Here is a 17,529-nt window from a genome sequence, read left to right on the forward strand (position 1 = left end):
GGAAAGAAGGTTCACATATGAAGAAAATAAGTGTTCTCGGATCTACCGGCTCGATCGGCACTCAAACACTGGATGTAGTTGCAATGCATCCGGACTCTTTTGATGTTGATGGTTTGGCTGCAGGGAGCAATACCGCCCTGCTTTTGGAGCAGGTCCGCCGCTTTCAGCCTCGCCGAGTATCAGTGTCCACGAAAGAACTCGCTGAGCAGATCAGGTCGGAGCTGCCCTCCGGTATTGAGCTTTTTTACGGAAGTGAAGGATTGATAGAAATTGCTGCGGGTGGGGACGCTGATACGGTTGTCACGGCAGTGGTGGGCAGCGTAGGCTTGCAGTCAACGCTTGCCGCGATCGAAGCCGGACGGCATATTGGGCTAGCCAATAAGGAAACGCTTGTCACGGCAGGGCATTTGGTTACCGAGCTTGCCAACCGTAAAGGTGTTAAGCTGCTGCCCATCGACAGTGAACACTCTGCAATTTTTCAATGTCTGAACGGTGAGAACCGCGAGGATGTTTCCAGCATTACCATCACCGCCTCCGGCGGGTCCTTCCGTGATTACACCCGTGAGCAGCTGAAGAAGGTTTCCGTAGAGGATGCGCTTCGCCACCCCAACTGGAGTATGGGAGCCAAAATAACAATTGATTCGGCAACCATGGTTAACAAAGGACTTGAGGTCATTGAAGCGCATTGGCTGTTCGGTCTTCCCTATGAGCAGATAAATGTTCTGCTGCATCCGGAGAGTATCATTCACTCCTATGTAGAATTCCGGGACAGCAGTATTGTCGCCCAGCTCGGAAATCCGGATATGCGGGTCCCGATCCAATATGCGCTGACCTATCCGGAACGTTGGGAATCGCCTGCCGCGCGGCTGTCTCTTGCCGCAATAGGACGCCTAACTTTCCGGGAAATGGATTTTGTACGGTTTCCAGCCTTGAAGCTGGCGATTGAATGCGGGAAAGCGGGGGGGACGGCAACCACAGCCTTCAACGCGGCTAATGAAATTGCAGTTGCCCGTTTTCTCCGGCATGAGATTCCCTTCCTGCGTATTGAAGAGATTATTGAAGAAGTGCTCCAGCGCCTGGTGAATGTCAATCAGCCGGATTTACAGCAGATTCAGCATTGCGATGAGATGACCCGGGAGCTTGCAGCTAAACTTTAAATAAATCACTTTATGTACTTGGAACATGGAAATATTTGCTTTGCCCTGAAAAATTGGGTGGGACAGTTGATTCTCTTGTGCAAGGCCTTGGAATAATGATAAATTAAGAGGACATACTTCGGTCTTACACCTTAAGGGGGAATGTAACGCATGGAAATGGTAAGAGTCGTCTTTTTAACGGTGTTCATGTTCTTTGTTTTGGTGACCGTGCATGAATGGGGGCATTATTACTTTGCCAAACGCGCGGGTATCCTTGTAAGAGAATTTGCTATCGGTTTCGGTCCGAAACTGTTTTCTTATAAACGCAATGAAACCCAGTTCACGCTTCGCCTGCTGCCTTTTGGCGGTTATGCACGGATGGCCGGTGAAGATCCCGAAATTATTGAGATCGGTCCAGGGCAGACGATTGCCGTAAGACTGGGACAGGATAACAAAGTTAAAAGCATCTTTCTAGACGCGCTCGATACCCGCAGAAATGTAATCCGTGGGGAAGCGCAATATACCGACCTTGAGAACGAGCTGAAGATCCGCCTTGATGTCGATGGAGATGTAACCACTTATGATGTTCATCCACAGGCAATGATGATCAAACGGGGACAGCAGACACAGATTGCGCCCAAAGACCGTCAATTCGGCAGTAAAACTGTAGGTCAGCGTGCTTTGGCCATCGTTGCCGGGCCGGTGATGAACTTTCTGCTTGCTTTTGTGCTGTTTGCAGTACATCTGCAGATGGCCGGTATCGTCATTGAGAATCCAACCTTTGTGAAGATTGGAGATCTCAGCGAAGGTATGCCGGCTCAGGAAGCCGGAGTGCAAAAAGGTGACATTGTCGTCTCTATTAATGGAGAACAGATTGGCGGAGACTACCAGAAGATGATTTCATTAACTTCCGCTTCCAAAGGTAAAGAGATGCAGTGGACGCTGCAGCGTGGCGATGAAACCTTTAATGTGGCCATGATTCCCCGCAGTATGGAGGGCGAAGAAGGCGGCAAAGTGGGGATCACTCCTGAGTTGCCTACACGGCAGCCCGGTTTTGGCGAGACCATTACTAAATCAGGAACTGCCATGGTGGATTGGACCAAAACGATTTTTGTAAGTTTTAAAACACTGATTAATAATTTTAATATGGATGATATTTCAGGTCCGGTCGGAACAGCGAAGATGACGGGGCAAATCGCTCAGCAAGGCATTCAATACCTGACCTATTGGGCGGCTATTCTGAGTCTGTATCTCGGTATTTTTAACCTGCTGCCGATCCCTGCACTTGACGGAAGCCGTCTCGTCTTCCTGGGTGTAGAAGCACTTCGCGGCAAACCGGTAGATCCAAGCCGTGAAGGGATGGTCCATTTTGTCGGATTTGCCCTGCTGTTCCTGGTCATGATCGCCGTTACCTATAATGATATCCTGCGGTTAATCACCGGTTGATTTTTACTTGAATGAATTAGAGCTTTGGCAGTCCCCGCAAAGGACTTTAACGATGTTGTGAAACCAAAGCCACACTTTGCAGGGCATTAGGAGGAGTTCCATCATATGGCAAAAGATAAGCAGTTTGTTACGGAAATCACCCCACAGAGCGAGGATTTCTCGCGCTGGTATATCGATGTAATCAAGAAAGCGGACCTGATGGATTACTCTCCGGTTCGAGGCTGTATTGTTTTCAAACCGGAGGGATACGAGATTTGGGAGCATATTCAGGAGGAAATGAACCGCCGCCTTAAGGCAACGGGCCACCGTAATGCTTATTTCCCGGTCTTTATTCCGGAAAGCTTCTTCCAGAAGGAGAAGGATCATATCGAGGGCTTTAACCCTGAGCTGCCTTGGGTTACGGAAGCTGGCGGTGATGTGCTGGAGGAACGTCTGGCGGTTCGCCCGACCTCCGAAACCATGTTCGGGCATATGTATTCCAAATGGATTCAATCCTACCGCGATCTTCCGGTATTGATCAACCAATGGGCCAACGTAGTCCGCTGGGAGAAGCGTACGCTGCCGTTTATCCGTACCACAGAGTTCCTGTGGCAGGAAGGCCATACGGCGCATGAGAATGAAACTGAGGCCCGTGAGGAAACGATGCGGATGCTTGAGAATTACCGTGATTTTGTCGAGACCTATTTGGCAATTCCGGTCATCACTGGACAGAAGACACCTTCCGAGCGTTTTGCCGGGGCGGTTGACACGTATTCTATAGAAGCCATGATGAAGGATGGACGAGCTGTACAGGCGGCAACCTCCCATTATCTGGGAACCAAGTTTGCTACAGCATTTGATATTCAATATTTAAGCCGTGACAATGTGCTGGAATATGTTCATACAACCTCATGGGGATCCACAACACGCTTAATCGGCTCGCTCATTATGGTGCACGGGGATGACCGTGGTTTGGCTTTGCCGCCTAAGGTCGCTCCAACACAGGTAATCATGATTCCAATCGGACCTCCTAAGACCCGTGAAGCTGTCATTGGCCGGACGGACGAGCTGTTCAAGGATCTGAAAGACGCAGGCATCCGTGTGCGTGTGGACGATCGTGCTGACGTTACTCCAGGCTGGAAATTCAATGAATACGAAATGCGTGGAGTGCCAGTCCGTCTTGAATTAGGTCCTCGTGATATGGAAAACGGGGTTTGTGTTCTGGTATCTCGTATTACAGGCGAGAAGAAAATCATTCAGCAGGAGAACCTTGTCGCAGAGGTTAATGCCATGCTGGAGCAAGTACACAATGAAATGTTTGAACGTGCATTGAAATTCCGTGAGGACCACTTCTATTCGGTGGATACGTTAGCAGAAATGAAGGATTCGATGGAAGAACAGCGTGGTTTTGCTTTGGCAGGCTGGTGCGGTTCTGAAGAATGCGAGTCTAAAGTCAAGGAAGAAACGGGTGCAGGCAGCCGTAATATTCCGTTTGAGCCTGCGGTGAAGAAGGATACCTGTATTTGCTGCGGCAAGCCCGCTGCGCATACGGTTGTTTTTGCCAAGGCGTATTAATTCTTTGCTCAATACTATATAATTCTTCAGTATCTGAATGTAGCTTCTGGGAGAGGAGTCGGCGGGCCGAAAGAACCCAATGCTTTCACCTCCCGGGAGCTTTTTAAAATAGTGGACTCAAGGCTTCCTAATGTTTTCTTTGGTTTTGGAAATTAGGTTTTTTCAAATTGCGGGGAGATTTTATTATCTGTGTAAAAGTTAGGTGGGGGAAGCATGGAACAGAACGTGGAAAGAAGAAAAAGATTCGAGCTGTTGATGAAGCAGGGAGAGATTCCGCCTGCACTCATTGATCCCTACTTTTTGGACGGGCATATCGAACGTGTGGAAATCAGCCGCGGTAACCGGGACTGGCACATCGTTATTGCCAAAGATACTCTTGTTCCGGCACAGACCTACCGGACATTTTGTTTGAGAATGCGTGAGAAGCTGCAGCATATTGCCAAAGTCAGCTTCTTGTTTCTATATGATGAAAAAGTAAGCAGAGCAGAGCTTGTACAGGAATACTGGGGCTTGTTTCTGGAATGGGCGCAGCGCGAGATCCCATCGGTCAACGGTTGGCTGACCCGCTCCACTCAAGAGCTTCAAGACAGTACGCTTCTGCTCAGCCTAAATGATTCAATGTCTTTAGAGCTGGCCCGTAAAAAGGGAATCGAAGGCGCCATTATTAAATTTTACGATAAATATTTTGGCCTGTCCCTAAAAGTTAAGCTGCAGATTGCCGAGAATGAAAACAGCAAAGCGGATGCTTATGAAGAGTTCCAGCAGAAGCTTCAGCAGGAGCAGCGCGAGCTCGTTGAAATGATGATGATGGCCAGCGAGCCGGATGAACCCGTTGATGAGGGAGATCCGAATGAAGTCATTAAGCTTCAGGTCGGTTATGAAATCAAGGAGCAGGCTGTACCTATTCTGGAAATTCAGGATGAAGAGAAGAAAATCACGATTCAGGGTACGATCTTCGGACTGGACAGCAAGGAGCTGCGCAACGGCAATACCTTGTTCACCTTCTGCATCACAGACTTTACTGATTCTCTGCAAATGAAGATGTTTGCGAAGACCAAAGAAGATCTGAAGGTTATGGGCCAACTGGCCAACGGCAAATGGGTTAGAGCGCGCGGCAAGGTTGAATATGACCGCTTTATGCAGATTCCGGAGCTGGTAATGATTCCATCGGATCTGAACGAAGTATCGGCACCGCCGGCACGTAAGGATAATGCGAAGCAGAAGCGGGTAGAATTCCATTTGCACACGACTATGAGCACGATGGACGCAGTGGCGCCTATTGACGCGTATGTCAAGACCGCAGCAAAGTGGGGGCACCCGGCAATTGCCGTCTCTGACCACGGGGTTGTGCAGAGCTTTCCGGACGCCAATCATGCTGCACATAAGCATAAGATCAAAATGATCTACGGCGTCGAGGCCAATGTGGTGAATGACTCGGTAAATATTGTGGAGAACGCGCAGCCGCTGGACCTGAAGACCGCCACCTATGTCGTATTCGATATAGAAACCACCGGTTTGTCGATCACCCGGAATAATATTACCGAACTTGCTGCGATTAAAATGACCGGCGGCCAGGAGATCGACCGCTACTCAACGTTCGTGAATCCGCATGAGAAAATTCCATACCATATTCAGCAGCTGACTAATATTACTGATGAGATGGTTAAGGACGCTCCTGATTTGGAGCCGGTGCTGAAGAAATTCGTCGAGTTCATAGGCGACAGTATCCTGGTTGCCCATAATGCCAGATTTGATATGGGGTTCATTCAGGCTTCCCTGGTGAAATTGGGTCTGCCTGTGCTGCCCAATCCTTCCCTGGATACGTTGGAACTTGCACGTCTGTTGTATCCGAGCATGAAGAACCACCGGCTGAATACACTCGCCGACAAATATAAGGTTCTGCTGGAAAGCCATCACCGTGCGGTGGATGATACCATTGCCCTGGGAGGTATTCTGAATGGTCTGCTGGCTGATGCCGAGAAGATGAAGGGGATGACCCGGCTTGACCGTCTGAATGATTATGTAGGCAATGATTTGTCGAACACCCGGCCGTTTCACTGCGGCATCTATGCACTCAACCCGACTGGCAAGAAGAACCTTTACAAGCTGATATCCATGTCGCATACGGAGTATTACAAGCGCGTTCCCTGCATTCCTAAGTCCAAGCTCGAAGAGCACAGGGACGGTCTGCTGGTCATTTCCGGCTGCGAACGGGGAGAGTTCTTTGAGGCTGTGCTCAATAAGTCTACTGAAGAAGCGATGGAGGTTGCCCAGTTCTACGATATTCTGGAGATTCAGCCGCTGACGATGTACATGCATTTGGTGGACAAGGGATTCGTGGCCAGCGCAGAGGATTTGCGGGGCGTAGTGCGCAAGGTTTGTGAAATCGGCGAACAGCTGAACAAGCCGGTCATTGCAACAGGCAATGTGCATTATCTGGAGCCGCGGGACAAGCTGTTCCGCGATATTACGATCCACGGGATTACAGGATTTAGCCCGCTCAAAGACCAGCGCAAGCCGGATGCCCATTTCCGCACCACGGAAGAAATGCTGGCCGAATTCGAATTCCTGGGCGCGGAAAAAGCGATGGAAGTTGTCGTCACCAATACGGTGGAGCTGGCTGACCGCTTTGAGGAATATGACCTGTTCCCGGACCAGCTGTTTACGCCGATTATCGATGGCGCTGATGACGAAATCCGCAACACCTGCTATGAGACGGCAAAATCAATTTATGGTGAGGAATTGCCTGAGGTTGTCGTTGCCCGGCTGGAAAAAGAGCTGGCGCCGATTATTAAATTTGGTTTCTCTGCCAACTATCTGATTTCTGAGCGTCTTGTGAAAAAGTCGAATAAGGATGGCTACCTCGTAGGTTCCCGTGGTTCGGTAGGATCGTCTGTAGTTGCCACCTTCCTCGGAATCTCCGAGGTAAATCCGCTGCCAGCTCATTATATATGTGTAAATCCGGAATGCCGGCATAGTGAATGGTTCCTCGACGGCAGCGTGCCAAGCGGCTTTGACCTGCCGGACAAGGTCTGCCCGGACTGTGGCGGCAAGCTCAAGGGTGAAGGCCAGGATATCCCCTTTGAAACGTTTCTGGGCTTTAAGGGCGATAAGGTTCCCGATATCGACCTTAACTTTTCGGGTGAATATCAGCCGAACGCCCATAACTTTACCAAAACAATGTTTGGTCCGGACAACGTATTCCGTGCCGGCACCATCGGTACGGTGGCGGAGAAAACAGCCTTCGGATTCACGAAGAAATATGAGGAACATCATCAGAAGCGCTGGCGGGGAGCAGAAGTGGGACGTCTGACCGCGGGCTGCACCGGGGTCAAGCGAAGCACTGGCCAGCATCCCGGCGGTATTGTCGTTTTGCCGGATTATATGGAGATAGAGGATATTACACCGGTGCAATTCCCGGCAGATGATGTCAATGCGGAATGGAAGACCACCCACTTTGACTATCACGCCTTTGATGCCAACCTGCTAAAGCTCGATATTCTGGGCCACGATGATCCGACAATGATGCGGATGCTGCAGGATTTAACAGGAGTGGACCCTACAACCATCCCGATGAACGATCCGAAGGTCATGAGCATGTTCAACTCTACTGATGCGCTTGGAGTAAGGCCTGACCAGATCCGGACCCCTGTGGCTACCTACGGAGTTCCGGAAATGGGGACGAAATTTGTCCGCCAGATGCTGGTGGAGTCGAAGCCTTCCAGCTTTGCCGACTTGCTGCAAATCTCCGGGCTGTCGCATGGTACGGGAGTTTGGCTCGGCAATGCCCAGGAACTGATCAAGAACAACACCTGCAACATCAAGACAGTTATCGGCTGCCGCGATGATATTATGCTGTTCCTGATTTACAAGGCTGGAATGGATGCGGGACTGGCCTTCAAAATTACTGAGAGCGTACGTAAGGGGAAAGGGCTGTCTGCTGAATGGATCGAGGAAATGAAAAAGTGCAAGGTTCCTCAGTGGTACATTGATTCCTGCCTGAAGATCCAGTACATGTTCCCGAAGGCGCATGCCGCCGCCTATGTTATTTCCGCGGTCCGTACCGCCTACTTCAAGCTGTATCATCCTATTGAATATTATGCGACATACTTCACGGTGCGGGCGGCTGATTTTGATATTGAACTTTGCTGCCAGGGTTACGAAGCCATCGCCCGCCAGATTGTAGATATTGAACAGAAGGGCTTCCAGGCGCTTCCAAAGGAAAAAGCGATGCTGCCGATTCTTGAAATGGCGCTTGAGATGACAGCCCGAGGTTTTACTTTCAAAAATATTGATTTGTACCGTTCCGATGCTAACAAATTTACCGTTGACGGCAAAAGCCTCATTCCACCGTTCTCTGCACTCGCGGGAATTGGTGAGAATGCCGCCTATAACATTGCCGCCGCCAAGGATGCCGGAGAGTTCCTCTCCATCGAGGATTTTCAGCAGAAGTCCAAGGCGAGTAAGACGGTAATTGAGCTGCTGACCGGGATGGGCTGCTTCCGCGGCCTGCCGGAAAGCAACCAGCTATCCCTGTTTTAAACTACAAATTGGATGCCTGAAAAGAGGCAGTCAAGGGCTAGCACTTGTCAGTGCTGATGCACTATGGTATAATTTTTTTGGTAATAATGAGATAAGTCCGTTGTGTAAAGAGTGGGGAAACCCACTCTTTATCTTTGGTATATAGCAAAAGACAAGTTCGTGGAGGTTAATTTCTTTTGAGCACACCCAAATCCAAAATTAAACAAACGGTAGAGCAGATGCTCGGGTCCTATCTCGAGGACAATGGTTTCGAACTGGTGGACGTTGAATACGTGAAGGAAGGCTCCAACTGGTTTTTGCGCATATTCGTAGATAAAGAAGGCGGCATAGATATTGACGACTGCGGTGCCATCAGCGAATATTTCAGCTCGAAGCTGGACGAGAATGATCCTATACCCGAGGCTTATTTCCTTGAGGTTTCCTCGCCGGGTGCTGAGCGCCCGCTTAAGAAAGCGGCGGATGTTGCCAAAGCGGTAGGCAAAGACGTGTATGTGACAGTTTATGAGCCGATTCAGGGACTCAAAGAATTCGAAGGTCGTTTGCTCTCATTCGAGAACGAGGAACTGCTCATCTCCGCGGGCAAAAAAGAACATGTAGTACCGTATGCCAAAGTCGCCAGCGCGAGATTGGCCATTATTTTTTAACGTCTTGAAAGGGGGACCGGATTTTCATGAGTATGGATTTTATCGAAGCTATGAATGAACTGGAGAGGGAGAAAGGCATCAGCAAGGATGTGCTGTTTGAAGCCATCGAAGCTGCGCTGATCTCCAGCTATAAACGCAATTTTAATGCGGCGCAAAACGTGCGTGTGGACATGAACCGCAACACTGGCGTAATCAAGGTATTTGCCCGCAAGCTGATTGTTGAAGAGGTTCTGGATACCCGGACCGAAATCTCACTGCCGGCTGCACGGGAAATCAACCCGCACTTCCAGCTTGAGGATATCGCTGAGCTTGAAGTAACGCCGCGCGATTTCGGCCGTATTGCTGCCCAGACTGCCAAGCAGGTAGTCACCCAGCGTATTCGTGAAGCGGAGCGCGGACTTATCTATAACGCTTTTATCGACAAGGAAGATGATATCGTTACCGGGCTTGTACAGCGCCAGGATATGCGCAACATCTATGTTGACCTTGGCAAAATCGAAGCGGTTCTGCCGCTCAGCGAGCTGATGCCTGGAGAAAAGTTCAAGCAAAGCGAGCGCATCAAGGCTTATATCACCAAGGTGGAGAATACGACCAAAGGGCCGCAGATTATGTTGTCCCGCAGTCATCCCGGATTGTTGAAGCGTCTATTCGAGCTGGAGGTTCCGGAAATTTTTGACGGCGTGGTTGAAATTCGTTCTGTGGCCCGCGAAGCAGGCTTCCGTTCGAAAATTGCGGTCTTCTCGCGCAATCCCGAAGTGGATCCGGTTGGCTCCTGCGTAGGCCCAAGAGGCACACGCGTGCAGACCATCGTCACAGAGCTGCGCGGCGAGAAAATTGACATTGTCCGTTATTCTGAGGCTGTACAGGAATATGTGGCCAACGCGCTCAGCCCGTCCAAAGTGCTTGAAGTTCAAGTCTTTGAAGCGGAAAAAATGGCCCGTGTCATCGTGCCTGATTATCAATTGTCGCTGGCGATCGGCATCAAGGGGCAGAATGCCCGTCTTGCTGCCAAACTGACCGGCTGGAAAATTGATATCAAGAGCGAGACCCAGGCAGAGCAGGAATACGGCAGACCTAGAACGGTAAGCGATGAAATGCATCAGGATTCCGTCTCCATTGATTAATTAACCTGCTCACTAGAGGGGAGGCGTTTATGATGAAGCAAAGAAAGGTGCCGCTGCGCAAGTGCGTTGCCAGCCAGGAGATGATGCCCAAAAAAGAGCTGATTCGCGTGGTTAGAACGCCCGAGGGCGAAGTGCTGATCGACCTGACAGGCAAAAAGTCAGGCCGGGGCGCTTATATCTGCGGCAAGCTTGAATGCTTTAAACTGGCACAAAAGAATAAAGCACTTGACCGTGCGTTAAAATGTCAAGTGAGTCCTGAAATCTATGCCCAGCTTGCCCGGGATTTTGCATCCGTGGAGGAGCAATTTTTGGCAGCAAAGGATAGTGAGGACGATGAGTAAGGCACTTTCTTATTTAGGGCTTGCGATGAGAGCAGGCAAGATTGTCACCGGCGATGAGGCCGTGCTTAAAGCGGTACGGTCTTCAGAGGCGAAGCTGGTCGTTCTGGCGGGTGACGCTTCAGATAATACCCAAAAAAAGTTCCGTGATAAATGCGGAACCTACGATATTCCACTAGTAATCGCATTTCACCGGGATGAACTCGGTGCAAGTATTGGTAAAGACCAGCGCGTTGTGCTGGCCGTTACGGATAAAGGATTCGCGGAAATGATCTCCAAGCAACTCGGAGATACTGTCGGAGGTGGAGTTATTGACTAAAGAAGACAATAAAGATAAACTGCGCGTGTATGAATACGCGAAGTCTCTGAACATGAGCAGTAAAGAAATTATTACAATTCTGAAGCGTTTGGATGTCCCTGTGAATAATCATATGAGTGTCATGGAGAATGGCTCTGTGACCAAAGTAGAACAGTTCTTCAAGGATATTAAGTCAAACGCTGCAGCCAAGCGGGATCCCGGCACCAGCAGCCGTCCGGTAACTACCGGCTCGGTAACAGCCGAACCTCAAAGTGCTCAGAATGCCAACAAAAATCAACCGGAAAAGCAGGTAGGTATGAACAGTAACCAAAACAACAACCAATCGACGACGTCCCCAAGGCCCCAAAGCGGACAAGATTCCCGCAGAACAACAACAGGCTCCACTCAAAATTCCCGCCCTCAGGGCAGCTCCACTGGCAGCCGCCCGCAAGGCAGCTCCACTAGCAGCAGCCGCCCGCAAGGCAGCTCTACTAGCGGCAGCCGTCCGCAAGGCAGCTCGACCGGCGGCAGCCGCCCGCAAGGCAGCTCGACTGGCGGCAGCCGTCCGCAGGGCAGCTCGACCGGCGGCAACCGTCCGCAAGGCAGCTCGACCGGCGGCAGCCGTCCGCAAGGCAGCTCGACCGGCGGTAACCGTCCGCAAGGCAGCTCGACTGGCGGCAACCGTCCGCAAGGCGGCTCCACTGGCAGCCGCCCGCAAGCTCAAGGCGGTGCACCACGCACTGGCGAGAACCGTCCGCAAGCTCAAGGCGGCGGCACCGGCGGAGACTTCTCCCGCGGCGGTGGCGGTGACAGAGGCGCTAAGAGAAACACTACAGGCGGCAGACCGAACAACAACAGCGGCCAAAAGCGTTTTGAAGACGGCAAAGGCGGCAACTACCGCGGCCGTGGCGGCAAGAACAACCGTGGCAGAAACCAGTCAATGGAACGCCGCGAGAAGATTGACAACACACCGAAGAAAATTATCGTACGCGGCAGCATGACCGTTGGTGAAACTGCGAAGCTGCTTCATAAGGATGCTTCTGAAGTGATTAAGAAGCTGATCTCGATGGGTGTTATGGCAACCATCAACCAGGAACTTGATATTGACACTATTCTGCTGCTGGCCGGTGAGTTCGGCGTAGAAGTTGAAGTGAAGATTCCAGTGGATGAAGACAGCTTCGAGACCGTTGAAGAGAACGACTCTGAAGAGGATCTTCAGGCTCGTCCTCCGGTAGTAACGATCATGGGTCACGTTGACCATGGTAAAACAACACTGCTAGATGCCATTCGTTCCACGAACGTAACTGGCGGCGAAGCTGGCGGAATTACTCAGCATATCGGTGCTTATCAAGTTGAAATCAACCACAAGAAAATCACATTCCTGGATACACCGGGTCACGAAGCGTTCACTGCGATGCGTGCTCGTGGTGCCCAAGTAACAGATATGACGATTATTGTAGTTGCTGCCGATGACGGTGTAATGCCTCAGACGGTTGAAGCCATCAACCATGCAAAAGCTGCAGGTCTTCCGATTATCGTTGCAGTCAACAAAATCGACAAGCCGGGTGCAGACCCTGATAAGGTAAAGCAGGAGCTTACAAGCTATGAGCTGGTTCCGGAAGAGTGGGGCGGAGATACCATCTTCGTTAACCTGTCCGCCAAACAGCGCATCAACCTGGAAGAACTGCTGGAAATGATCCTGCTCGTTGCTGAAGTGAATGAGTACAAGGCTAACCCGGACAAACGGGCACGCGGTACTGTAATCGAAGCTGAGCTTGACAAGAACCGTGGACCGGTTGCCCGTATTCTCGTGCAGAACGGTACGCTGAAAGTCGGGGACGCCTTTGTAGCAGGTAACTGCTTCGGACGCGTACGCGCCATGGTTAATGACAAAGGACGCAAGATCAAGGAAGCAGGTCCTTCCACACCAGTGGAAATTACCGGTTTGACTGAGGTGCCTCAGGCAGGCGATCCGTTTATGGCCTTTGAAGATGAGCGTAAAGCCCGTGCTATCGCGGACAGACGTTCTACAACCCAGCGCCAATCCGAGCTGAACACGAATACCCGTGTAACCTTGGATGACCTGTTCAAGCACATCAAGGATGGCGAGATCAAAGACCTGAACGTAATCATTAAAGCGGACGTGCAGGGATCGGTTGAAGCGCTGAAGGGCTCTTTGGCCAAGATCGAAGTCGAAGGTGTACGCGTGAAGATCATTCACAGCGGTGCAGGTGCCATTACGGAATCTGATATCACACTTGCTGCTGCATCCAATGCTATTGTTATCGGCTTCAATGTTCGTCCGGATGCCCAGACGAAAGCGGCTGCCGAGCAAGAAAAAGTGGATGTTCGTCTGCACAACATCATCTACAACGTAATTGAGGAAATTGAAAGTGCGATGAAAGGGATGCTTGATCCCATCTATAAAGAGAATGTTATCGGTCATGCAGAAGTGCGCAACGTCTTCAAAATCAGCAAAGTGGGTACCATTGCAGGTTGTATGGTTACTTCAGGCAAAATTGCCCGCAATGCCGAAATGCGCTTGATCCGCAGCGGTATCGTTGTCTTCCAAGGCAAGATCGACACCTTAAAACGTTTCAAAGATGATGCCAAAGAAGTGGCGCAGGGTTATGAATGCGGCATAACTTTGGAACGCTATAATGACGTCCAAGAGGGCGACATTATCGAAGCGTTCATTATGGAAACGGTAGAGCGCTAAGCGAAGAGGTGAATATAGATGTCTAAAATCAGAGCGGGACGGGTTGGCGAACAGATCAAGAAAGAGCTGAGCCAGCTTATCCAAAGCGGACTGAAGGACCCGCGCATCGGGTTCGTAACAGTAACCGGGGTAGATGTAACGAACGATCTCTCGCAGGCCAAGGTATACCTGAGCGTGTTCGGAGACGAAGAGCAGAAGAGCGATTCGCTAAAAGCGATTGAGAAAGCCAATGGCTTTCTCCGCTCCGAGCTTGGCAAGGCGATCCGCCTGCGCCACACGCCTGAGCTGATCTTCAAGATAGACGAATCCGTTGCTTACGGAAGTCATATTGAGAAGCTGCTCGGCGAGATCGGCAAGAACGAAGAAAGTTAGGAAACATAAAGGAGACGGCGAATGCAGAGCTATGAACAAAGTCTCCAGCAGACCCGTAAGTTTCTGCTGGAACACGACGATTATCTTGTAGTGTCGCATGTTCAGCCGGACGGAGATGCAGTCAGCTCCACCCTCGCGGTGGGCTGGCTTCTCTCATGTCTGGGCAAAAAATATACTATGCTGAATGAAGGCCCGATTCCCAAACGGATGGAATATTTATGGCATGCCGATGAGATTGTCAATCTGGCGGACGGTGAATTGCCCCGGACGTACAGTAATGTCATTTGCGTCGATTGTGCAGATTTTCAGCGTGTGGGGCTGACCCAGCGCTTTTTTGCTCAGGATGCCCTTATCGCAAACATTGACCATCATCCCACCAATAACGGTTACGGATTCGTTACGCTGATTAAGCCGGACGCTGCTGCGACTGCAGAAATTTTGTTCGACCTGCTGAAGACGTTTGAGGTGGAATGGGATATAGATATTGCTACAGCAATCTATACAGGATTGCTGACCGATACAGGCGGCTTTCGCTACACGAATACCTCACCTAAAGTGATGGCGGCTGTCTCTGAGCTGCTGGCACTGGGAGTTAACGGTCCCGAGCTGGCGGAGACGTTGCTGGAGGAAATGACATTAGCTCAGGTGAAGGTGCTGAATCGGGCACTGAACACTTTGCAATTAACTCCGCAGGGCGATGTTGCCTGGGTTTATGTAACACCACAGGATATGCTCGAATGTAATGCCGCCAATGAGGATCTTGAAGGCATTGTTAATTATCCGCGTAATATTCGCGGTGTGGAGGTCGGCATGCTGTTCAAGGTCATCGATGAGACTGCTGTGAAGGTCAGCCTGCGTTCGGCCGGCAAGGTCGATGTCGCGGCGCTGGCTCAAGTCTTCGGAGGCGGCGGACATACCCGCGCAGCAGGTGCCCGGGTTGAGGGGACGCTGGAGCAGGCAATACCACGGGTGCTGGAGGAGGTCAGACGTCTTTTATGAGTGAGCTTACAGGTGTTTTGGCTGTTTTTAAGCCAGCAGGGTACACTTCACATGATGTTGTAGCCAAAGCCCGGCGGATTCTTGGCATGAAGCGTATCGGACACACCGGAACTCTGGATCCTCAAGTGACAGGCGTATTGCCGCTTTGTCTTGGAAGGGCAACCCGGGTTGTGGAGTATATCCAGGAGCTGCCTAAGGAATATGTGGCCACACTGAGACTAGGTATGGCAAGCGATACCGAAGACTTAACCGGAACCATTACGGAAACTGTAGATGAAGTGAAAGTTACCGAGGAAGAGGTTCTGGCGGTACTGAACTCCTTTAAAGGAGTAATCTCTCAGGTTCCCCCGATGTACTCGGCGGTGAAAGTGGAAGGCAAACGCCTCTATGAGCTGGCTAGAGAAGGCAAGACTGTAGAGCGCAAGAGCCGTGAAGTGGAGATTTACGAAATTGAGATGACGGATATGGTGTACAGCGGCAATTATCCCGATATTACCTTCCGTGTGCTGTGTTCCAAGGGTACATACATCCGTACGCTTTGCGTAGATATCGGCCGGGCGCTTGGAGTGCCCGGTGTGATGGTCAAGCTGGAACGGACGATGTCCGCAGGGATATCTGCCAGTCACTGTCTAACTCTTGAGCAAATTGCCGAGCATAAAGAAGCAGGCACACTCGATGAACATCTGATCGCGGCGGATGAAGCGATTTCTCATCTGTCCCGGCATTCGGTAATGGATGAGAAGAGGAAGGCCGCCCTGCAGGGGCAGCGCCTTTCAACACGTTACGTAGCACCTGAAGTAAAGCAGGCCGGACATTTTCGGCTGTATGATCTACAGGGAGTGTTCCTGGGCATTTATGAATTGGATGACACAGGAGCAATAGCCCCTGTAAAGGTATTCGCACAAGCATAATATTAATTTTATTAGTGAATTGTAGGTGAGAAACAGCGTGAGAACCGTAACCTTAAGTTATCCAATGCCAGCGGAGACCGCAGCGCAGTGGGCGCAGCCGCAAGTGACTGCCCTGGGCCAGTTTGACGGACTGCACCGCGGACATGCCAGCGTCATTACTTCCGCTGTAGCTCTGGCCCGTAAACAAGGCGTACCGGCAGCAGTCATGACCTTTCATCCTCATCCCAAGGATGTAATGGGCAAAGGTGACTATGATGGATATTTGACCCCGGCGAAGGACAAGCAGGAACTGCTTGCCGGCATGGGGGTCGATATTTTGTATATAATTGAATTTAATGAGCAGCTGTCCCGGGTTAGCCCGCAGGATTTTGTCTCTGTAATGCTGCTGCCGCTGCATATTGTAACTGCAGTTATCGGCTTCGATTTCCGCTTTGGCTACATGGGCGAAGGGGATGCCGATATGCTCCGTGAGCTGGGGAACGGTGTGATGAATGTGGAGACAGTGCCTCCTTTTCTGCTTGAAGGAGAGAAGGTAAGCAGCTCCGGCATTCGAAAGAGCCTCCAGAACGGAGATCTAACCCTGGCCAACGCATGGTTTGGGCGCTGCTATCATCTGCGCGGAGTTGTAGGGCACGGGGAGAAGAGAGGCCGCACGATTGGTTTTCCGACTGCAAATCTTCAGCTGGAAGACCGTTATGTCATCCCGGCTAAAGGGGTGTATGCAGTGCGGGTCTTTTATAAGGAAGACGTCCTGTACGGCGTAATGAATGTCGGCGTGAAGCCTACGTTCCATGAGGGGATGATTGCCCCGAGCTTTGAGGTGCATCTGTTTGATTTTGCAGGAGACATCTATGAAGAGGAACTTAAGGTAGAACTGGTCTCCTTTATCCGGCCTGAGCGTAAGTTTGAGTCGATTGATGCCCTGATTTCACAGATTGCTGCAGATGCCGAAACGGCCAAAGAGCTGCTGGGCTATCATTCTTAATCTGCACGGGACAAGCCGTTTACTTTTCTTTCCGATAATGCTATACTGATTAACGTTGCTGGAAAAACAGCATCATAACCATAGCTTGGTTGCTCGTTCTCACCGACGGTGACGAGGCTACTGGCGATTATAATGAAGGAGGTGAACAGGATGGCATTGACTCAAGAACGTAAACACCAATTGATCGACGAGCACAAAACTCATGAATCCGATACTGGATCCCCTGAGGTGCAAGTTGCTATCCTTACGGAGAACATCGTTAATTTGACTGACCACTTGCGTACGCACAAGAAGGATCATCATTCCCGTCGCGGATTGCTGAAGATGGTTGGACAACGTCGTAAACTGCTGGCGTATTTGAAGAACAAAGACATCAGACGTTACAGCGCCCTGATCGAAAAACTGGGATTGCGTCGTTAATTTTCCATAAGATTACCCTTAAAGCAGCCTGGTTGTATACC

At 50.6% G+C, this 17,529-nt stretch carries 13 protein-coding genes and 1 pseudogene; all 14 read left to right on the forward strand.

The genetic code is table 11. The features are described from left to right. Nucleotides 1–17: 17 nt before the first annotated feature. The 14 genes and pseudogenes from ACAN56_RS31220 to rpsO all read left to right on the forward strand — a co-directional run bounded on the left by ACAN56_RS31220 (nt 18) and on the right by rpsO (nt 17,488). Nucleotides 18–1,157, forward strand: coding sequence for a 1-deoxy-D-xylulose-5-phosphate reductoisomerase (locus ACAN56_RS31220; RefSeq protein ID WP_038593438.1), 1,140 nt, complete (start codon nt 18–20; stop codon nt 1,155–1,157). Nucleotides 1,158–1,307: 150 nt separating this feature from the next. Continuing rightward, nucleotides 1,308–2,582, forward strand: a complete 1,275-nt coding sequence (rseP, locus tag ACAN56_RS31225) for an RIP metalloprotease RseP (RefSeq protein ID WP_038593436.1) — start codon at nt 1,308–1,310, stop codon at nt 2,580–2,582. A 105-nt stretch (nt 2,583–2,687) separates the two neighbouring features. Next, the gene (proS, locus tag ACAN56_RS31230; protein WP_038593433.1) at nt 2,688–4,136 is read left to right on the forward strand and encodes a proline--tRNA ligase; all 1,449 of its coding nucleotides are present in this window, start codon (nt 2,688–2,690) and stop codon (nt 4,134–4,136) included. 213 nt (nt 4,137–4,349) lie between these two features. Then, a complete protein-coding gene (locus tag ACAN56_RS31235; RefSeq protein ID WP_379147713.1) occupies nt 4,350–8,678 on the forward strand; it encodes a PolC-type DNA polymerase III in 4,329 nt (1,442 codons plus the stop codon). Between the two features lie 176 nt (nt 8,679–8,854). Then, nucleotides 8,855–9,322: a ribosome maturation factor RimP gene (rimP, locus tag ACAN56_RS31240; protein ID WP_038593427.1), complete on the forward strand. Its 468-nt coding sequence runs from the start codon at nt 8,855–8,857 to the stop codon at nt 9,320–9,322. A gap of 26 nt (nt 9,323–9,348) precedes the next feature. Further along, on the forward strand, nt 9,349–10,446 hold the full coding sequence (nusA, locus tag ACAN56_RS31245; RefSeq protein WP_038593421.1) for a transcription termination factor NusA: 1,098 nt from the start codon (nt 9,349–9,351) through the stop codon (nt 10,444–10,446). Nucleotides 10,447–10,478: 32 nt separating this feature from the next. Beyond that, a complete protein-coding gene (gene rnpM, locus ACAN56_RS31250; RefSeq protein WP_038593419.1) occupies nt 10,479–10,787 on the forward strand; it encodes an RNase P modulator RnpM in 309 nt (102 codons plus the stop codon). Further along, nucleotides 10,780–11,098 (forward strand): annotated as a pseudogene (locus tag ACAN56_RS31255) (YlxQ family RNA-binding protein); the annotation flags it as partial. The gene rnpM and the pseudogene ACAN56_RS31255, both read left to right, overlap by 8 nt. Beyond that, nucleotides 11,096–13,801 (forward strand): translation initiation factor IF-2, encoded by a 2,706-nt coding sequence (gene infB / locus ACAN56_RS31260; RefSeq protein ID WP_379147742.1) that lies wholly within the window; start codon nt 11,096–11,098, stop codon nt 13,799–13,801. The pseudogene ACAN56_RS31255 and the gene infB, both read left to right, overlap by 3 nt. Nucleotides 13,802–13,819: 18 nt before the next feature. After that, nucleotides 13,820–14,173: a 30S ribosome-binding factor RbfA gene (rbfA, locus tag ACAN56_RS31265; protein WP_038593410.1), complete on the forward strand. Its 354-nt coding sequence runs from the start codon at nt 13,820–13,822 to the stop codon at nt 14,171–14,173. A gap of 21 nt (nt 14,174–14,194) precedes the next feature. After that, on the forward strand, nt 14,195–15,172 hold the full coding sequence (locus tag ACAN56_RS31270; RefSeq protein WP_038593408.1) for a DHH family phosphoesterase: 978 nt from the start codon (nt 14,195–14,197) through the stop codon (nt 15,170–15,172). Beyond that, nucleotides 15,169–16,083 carry a tRNA pseudouridine(55) synthase TruB gene (truB, locus tag ACAN56_RS31275; protein ID WP_379147717.1) on the forward strand — a complete coding sequence of 305 codons (915 nt, stop codon included), beginning with the start codon at nt 15,169–15,171 and terminating at the stop codon, nt 16,081–16,083. Before ACAN56_RS31270 ends, truB begins: the two co-directional genes overlap by 4 nt. Before the next feature lie 37 nt (nt 16,084–16,120). Then, nucleotides 16,121–17,068, forward strand: a complete 948-nt coding sequence (locus ACAN56_RS31280) for a bifunctional riboflavin kinase/FAD synthetase (RefSeq protein WP_038593402.1) — start codon at nt 16,121–16,123, stop codon at nt 17,066–17,068. Between the two features lie 150 nt (nt 17,069–17,218). Continuing rightward, nucleotides 17,219–17,488, forward strand: a complete 270-nt coding sequence (gene rpsO / locus ACAN56_RS31285) for a 30S ribosomal protein S15 (RefSeq protein WP_019910460.1) — start codon at nt 17,219–17,221, stop codon at nt 17,486–17,488. Nucleotides 17,489–17,529: the final 41 nt, after the last annotated feature.

This window comes from Paenibacillus paludis (assembly GCF_042610515.1).
In the GTDB taxonomy this organism is placed as follows: domain Bacteria; phylum Bacillota; class Bacilli; order Paenibacillales; family Paenibacillaceae; genus Paenibacillus_AQ.

Coding starts and splice junctions, on each gene's coding strand:
- proS (WP_038593433.1), top strand. CDS start 2,688: ATGGCAAAAGATAAGCAGTTTGTTACGGAAATCACCCCACAGAGCGAG.
- rbfA (WP_038593410.1), top strand. CDS start 13,820: ATGTCTAAAATCAGAGCGGGACGGGTTGGCGAACAGATCAAGAAAGAG.
- nusA (WP_038593421.1), top strand. CDS start 9,349: ATGAGTATGGATTTTATCGAAGCTATGAATGAACTGGAGAGGGAGAAA.
- rnpM (WP_038593419.1), top strand. CDS start 10,479: ATGAAGCAAAGAAAGGTGCCGCTGCGCAAGTGCGTTGCCAGCCAGGAG.
- rseP (WP_038593436.1), top strand. CDS start 1,308: ATGGAAATGGTAAGAGTCGTCTTTTTAACGGTGTTCATGTTCTTTGTT.
- ACAN56_RS31220 (WP_038593438.1), top strand. CDS start 18: ATGAAGAAAATAAGTGTTCTCGGATCTACCGGCTCGATCGGCACTCAA.
- ACAN56_RS31235 (WP_379147713.1), top strand. CDS start 4,350: ATGGAACAGAACGTGGAAAGAAGAAAAAGATTCGAGCTGTTGATGAAG.
- truB (WP_379147717.1), top strand. CDS start 15,169: ATGAGTGAGCTTACAGGTGTTTTGGCTGTTTTTAAGCCAGCAGGGTAC.
- ACAN56_RS31270 (WP_038593408.1), top strand. CDS start 14,195: ATGCAGAGCTATGAACAAAGTCTCCAGCAGACCCGTAAGTTTCTGCTG.
- rpsO (WP_019910460.1), top strand. CDS start 17,219: ATGGCATTGACTCAAGAACGTAAACACCAATTGATCGACGAGCACAAA.